This is a genomic window from Dietzia maris (assembly GCF_014144855.1).
In the GTDB taxonomy this organism is placed as follows: domain Bacteria; phylum Actinomycetota; class Actinomycetes; order Mycobacteriales; family Mycobacteriaceae; genus Dietzia; species Dietzia kunjamensis.
The window spans coordinates 1-3,772 of the sequence record NZ_JAALDN010000360.1; the positions used below are offsets into that span (position 1 = coordinate 1).

The 3,772-nt window shown below is 70.9% G+C and carries 4 protein-coding genes; all 4 read right to left on the minus strand.

The genetic code is table 11. The annotated features are described in order from the left end of the window. Nucleotides 1-704 (minus strand): DUF294 nucleotidyltransferase-like domain-containing protein (locus G6024_RS11930; RefSeq protein WP_235027882.1); only part of this gene is annotated, 704 nt, incomplete at its 3' end. Nucleotides 705-897: 193 nt separating this feature from the next. Beyond that, the gene (locus G6024_RS11935) at nucleotides 898-1,236 is read right to left on the minus strand and encodes a P-II family nitrogen regulator (RefSeq protein ID WP_067717588.1); all 339 of its coding nucleotides are present in this window, start codon (nucleotides 1,234-1,236) and stop codon (nucleotides 898-900) included. A gap of 28 nt (nucleotides 1,237-1,264) precedes the next feature. Further along, the gene (locus tag G6024_RS11940) at nucleotides 1,265-2,632 is read right to left on the minus strand and encodes an ammonium transporter (protein WP_235027883.1); all 1,368 of its coding nucleotides are present in this window, start codon (nucleotides 2,630-2,632) and stop codon (nucleotides 1,265-1,267) included. Nucleotides 2,633-2,816: 184 nt separating this feature from the next. Next, nucleotides 2,817-3,772, minus strand: a 956-nt coding sequence (ftsY, locus tag G6024_RS11945) for a signal recognition particle-docking protein FtsY (protein WP_159148791.1), incomplete at its 5' end; no start/stop codon positions are given.

The following is a 3,772-nucleotide window of genomic DNA, read 5'->3' on the forward strand; positions in this document are numbered from 1 at the left end:
CGGGCGTCCAGCACCAGCCGGTGCGCGCGCGCCATCCCACCGGGGACCACGGGCCGACCGTCGCTGAGGTGGGCCAGGCCCAGGGCGGCGACGAGCTGCGCGTCGCGGAGCCCACCGGCCCCGTTCTTCAGGTCGGGTTCGCTGCGGTGCGCGATCACCCCGGCCCGGTGGCGCCGGGCGGCTGCCGCGTCGACGAGGTCGTCGAAGCGGGAGGCGATCTGGTCCCGCCACTGCCGGCGGGCGCCGTCCACGACGAGCGCTCCCAGATCCGCGTCGCCAGCGATCACGCGCGCGTCCAGCAGACTCAGCCCGACGGAGACGTCGGCAGCGGCCACGGCCAGGCACTGGTCGACCGTGCGGACACTGTGGTCGAGTCCGACGCCGGAATCCCACAGCGGGTACCACAGTGCGTCGGCCAGCTCGCCCACGTCACGGTCCGGCCGCCGCTCGTGGACCAGGACGAGGTCCAGATCCGAGTGTGGCAGAACCTCCCGGCGTCCCAACCCGCCGAACGCGATGAGGGCGAACCCCGACCCCGGGCCGATCCCGGCCTCGTCGGCGAGCCGTCCCAGCTCCATCTCGTAGAGCTCGCACAGGGCGTCCCTCAACGGCGCGGCGGGCAGGCTCTCACGCGGGGCGGAGAGGATCCGCTCGCGTCCCGCCCGCAGCGCCGTGGCGCGCTCGCCGTCGGCCGTGACCGCCATGGCACTCCCCTTCCCTCATCCGTCGGGTCCAGAATGTCGCCTCCGTGTCACCGCCTCGGGGCGTACACGTTTCACCTTTGTGAACGGCTGCGCACGGTCTGCGCGGGACCGGGCGAGGGTGGCGTCCGCAGTACGCGACGGCGCGCGGCCGCCCCTGTGACGGGGCGACCGCGCGCCGGGTTCTGCCCGAGGGTCAGATCGCGGACGTGCCCTCCTCACCGGTGCGGACGCGCACGATGCTCTCGACGGGGGTCACCCAGACCTTGCCGTCGCCGATCTTTCCGGTCCGGGCCGCGTCGACGATCAGTTGGACCGCGGTGCCGGCGGTCTCGTCGTCGACCACCACCTCCACCCTGATCTTGGGGACGAAGTCCACGGCGTACTCGGCGCCGCGGTAGACCTCGGTGTGGCCCTTCTGGCGTCCGTATCCCTGGACCTCGCTGATGGTGAGGCCGTGGATACCGGCCTGCTCCAGTGCTGCCTTGACGTCGTCGATCGTGAACGGTTTGACGATCGCGGTGACGAGCTTCATGTCGTGGGTTCCTTTCGAAGGGGTCGGCTCAGCGGATGAGCGCGTTGGTGGAGGCCTCGTACGCGCTCTCGGCGTGCTGGGCACCGTCGATGCCCGCCTGCTCGTCGGCCTTGTCGATCCTCCAGCCGAGCGGCCGGCAGATCGCCCAGGCGATCGCGGTCATGATCGCGGTGAACACGAGGGCGGCCACGGCGATCACGATCTGGACCACCAGGAGTCGCCAGCCGTCCGCGGAGTAGAACATTCCCGCGTCCGTTCCGAAGGTGCCGGTGGCGAACAGGCCAATGGCGATGGTGCCCCAGAGTCCTGCGACCAGGTGCACGCCCACCACGTCCAGGGCGTCGTCGTAGCCGAAGCGGTGCTTGAGGCCCACGGCCAGCGCGGACAGCACGCCCGCGATCGCACCGAGGGCGATCGCGCCGAGCGGGTGGACGGAACCGGCGGCGGGGGTGATGGCCACGAGGCCGGCGACCACGCCGGAGGCGGCACCGAGGCTGGTGGCGTGGCCGTCACGGATACGCTCCGCGAGGAGCCAGCCGAGCATCGCGGCGGCGGTGGCGGCGGTGGTGTTGACCCACGCCAGGCCCGCCGCACCGTTGGCACCGAACGCGGAACCGGCGTTGAACCCGAACCAGCCGAACCACAGCAGGGCGGCGCCGAGCATGACCAGCGGCAGGTTGTGCGGGCGGTAGGCCGTACGGCCGAACTCGAGCCGCTTGCCGATGAGCAGGACCAGGACGAGCGCGGCCATACCGGCGTTGATGTGCACGACGGTTCCGCCGGCGAAGTCGACGGGCGCGACGGCGGCGGTCAGCCCGCCCTCGCCGTCGTCGACGGTCCCGAAGATCATGGCCGCCAGTCCGCTGTCCGAGTGGGAGAGCAGTCCGCCGCCCCACACCATGTGGGCGAGCGGGAAGTACGCCAGGGTCACCCAGACGCCGACGAACGCCAGCCAGGTGCCGAACCGGGCGCGCTCGGCGATCGCGCCCGAGATGAGCGCGACGGTGATGATCGCGAAGGTCACCTGGAAGGCGACGTCGACGACCTGCGGGTAGGCGCCGGAGCCGGAGACCGCCCATTCGGTCGCGTCACCGATCACCCCGGAGAGCCCGAACATTTCGAAGGGGTTGGCGAACAGCCCCAGGACCGACTCGCTGCCGTAGGACATCGACCATCCCCACAGCAGGTAGATCACGCCGACCACGCCCATCGCGCCGAACGACATCATCATCATGTTCAACACGGATCTCTGCCGGGACATGCCGCCGTAGAAGAGCGCCAGGGCGGGCGTCATGAGCAGTACCAGGGATGCTGCGATGAGCATCCAGGCCGTGTCTCCCGTATCGATCTCCGGCGTCGCCTCCTGGGCGAGCAACGCGACACTGTCACCTATCACGGTGCGGTCCTCCTCGTCTCGTACGTGGTGAGCGACTCTTCGCTCCCCGTCGACATGAAGATTTCCTTGGTCGTGTTGCACCGGATGTGCCCTGATGTTTCGGGGTTGTAACGCGCTCGGGTCCCCTGTTCCGGTCGTGTGTCCCGGCCGCCCGGGCGCGTATCCCGGCCGCGTCTCCCGGGACCTACGTGCCGAGCAACGCGTCGACGAAGGCCTCGGGGGTGAACGGCGCGAGGTCGTCGGCCCCCTCGCCCAGTCCGACGAGCTTCACGGGCACGCCCAACTCGTGCTGGACCTGGAACACGATGCCGCCCTTGGCGGTGCCGTCGAGCTTGGTGAGCACGACACCGGTGATGTCGACGACCTCCTTGAACACGCGCGCCTGCATGAGCCCGTTCTGCCCGGTGGTGGCGTCGATCACCAACAGGACCTCGTCGACGGGGGTCTTCTTCTCCACCACCCTCTTGACCTTGCCGAGCTCGTCCATGAGCCCGGTCTTGGTGTGGAGGCGACCGGCGGTGTCCACGAGCACGGCGTCCACGCCGGTCTCGACCCCGCGGGTGACCGCGTCGAAGGCGACGGAGGCGGGATCCGCGCCCTCCTTGCCGCGGACCACCTCGGCGCCCACCCGCTCGGCCCAGGTCTGGAGCTGATCCGCGGCGGCGGCGCGGAACGTGTCCGCGGCGCCGAGGAGGATCTCGCGACCGTCGGCGACGAGGACGCGGGCGAGTTTGCCGGTGGTGGTGGTCTTGCCGGTGCCGTTGACGCCGACGACGAGGAGGACGGCCGGCGTCCCGTCGTTCGGCAGCGCACGCAGCGAGCGGTCGAGTTCGGGGTGGAGGTTGTCGATGAGGGTCTGCCGCAGCAGATCGCGCACCTCGGACTCGGTGCGGACCTGTCGGGTGGCGATCTCCGCCCGCAGGCGGTCCACGACGAGCTCGGTGGTGGCCGAACCGAGGTCGGCCATGATCAGCGTGTCCTCGATCTCCTCCCAGGCGTCCTCGTCGAGATCGCCGGCGCCGAGGAGACCCAGCAGCCCCTGGCCCACGGTGTTCTGCGACCGCGCGAGGCGGCCCCGCAGGCGGTCGAGGCGGCCGGCGGCCGGGTCGATGCGCTCGACCGGGGCGACCGGCTCCGGGG

Coding starts and splice junctions, on each gene's coding strand:
- G6024_RS11935 (WP_067717588.1), bottom strand. CDS start 1,236: ATGAAGCTCGTCACCGCGATCGTCAAACCGTTCACGATCGACGACGTC.